This is a genomic window from Moorena sp. SIO3I6, from assembly GCF_010672095.1.
This window is the reverse complement of the sequence record NZ_JAAHHU010001762.1, coordinates 1-1,013: the sequence shown is the minus strand read 5'-3', so window position 1 is coordinate 1,013 and position 1,013 is coordinate 1. Positions and strand designations below refer to the sequence as shown.

Genomic DNA, 1,013 nt, shown 5'->3' with positions numbered 1-1,013 from the left:
ACAAAATGCTGTATTAGCTGGGGAAGCTGCCTGTGTGGTCGATCCCATGACTGCTGAGGGAATTCGACCCTCCATGTTCAGTGGCATGAAAGCAGCTGAGGCCATTCAACAAGCTTTGGCAGGTCAAGCTGATGCCTTAGAAAACTATACCCAGGTGATGCAGGAAGAACGGGGAACTGATATGAGTTGGGCTGCTAAGCTCGCTGGAGCTTTCTACCGCTTTCCTGGAATTGCCTACAAAGTCGGCGTTAAAAAACCCGTTGCTACTCAAATCATGCTCAACATTCTCTGTGGGGAATTACGCTACTCCGATGTGGTCAATCGTGCCATGAAGCGCTTGAACCCATTAAGCGGTGGATAATAGTGATCAGATCATTGATTTGATTACGTGTTTTATCACCTAAATAGATCAGCTAAATAGTTAGGGTTGTTGAGGGTTGACAGTCAAGGGTCAACCCTCAATCGTTAACATATAACAGAATTAATGTCGGGTAAAAATGACCATACTTGACCCCACCACAGGACTACGGGCAACTAACGTTCCCTCTAGGTCAGTAATTTCCAACTTGCTAAAGTCTAATTCTTGAGACTGGCTCAGCATCCTTTGAGCTAAGGTATTCTGCTGACCATCGTTGAGTTGGTACCATTCATCACTGACCTTCAGCAAAAGCATACTTGTGAGAAAGTTCGCTTCAATTGCTTGAATCAGGTCATTACCGTACTGAGCCGTAATACCCGTAATTTGATTTTGAATTGCTACAATCAGGCTTTGTTCAGGAGTTAACTCTGGTGTGGGTATGGGTTCCGATTCCACAAGTTGTGATTCCTCAGCCAGTTCCAAATTTTCTGGAGAATTAATGGTATCACCAGGAACTTGTGCCACCTGTGCTGGTGTCTTTGGTAGAAGCGCTAGTGTTGTCCATAGAATGACTACTACCACGCTTGCGATCGCACCAGTCAACATCCAATCAGACAGTTTTTCATTCCAAGCTGCCGGTAGCAAGGAGCGGACA

2 pseudogenes are annotated in these 1,013 nt (G+C 45.4%); one reads left to right on the top strand and one right to left on the bottom strand.

Annotation, left to right across the window (positions count from 1 at the left end):
* Positions 1 to 361: pseudogene (locus tag F6K49_RS52935) on the top strand (dehydrogenase); the annotation flags it as partial.
* A gap of 120 nt (positions 362 to 481) precedes the next feature.
* Here F6K49_RS52935 and F6K49_RS52930 read toward each other — a convergent pair.
* Positions 482 to 1,013 (bottom strand): annotated as a pseudogene (locus F6K49_RS52930) (hypothetical protein); the annotation flags it as partial.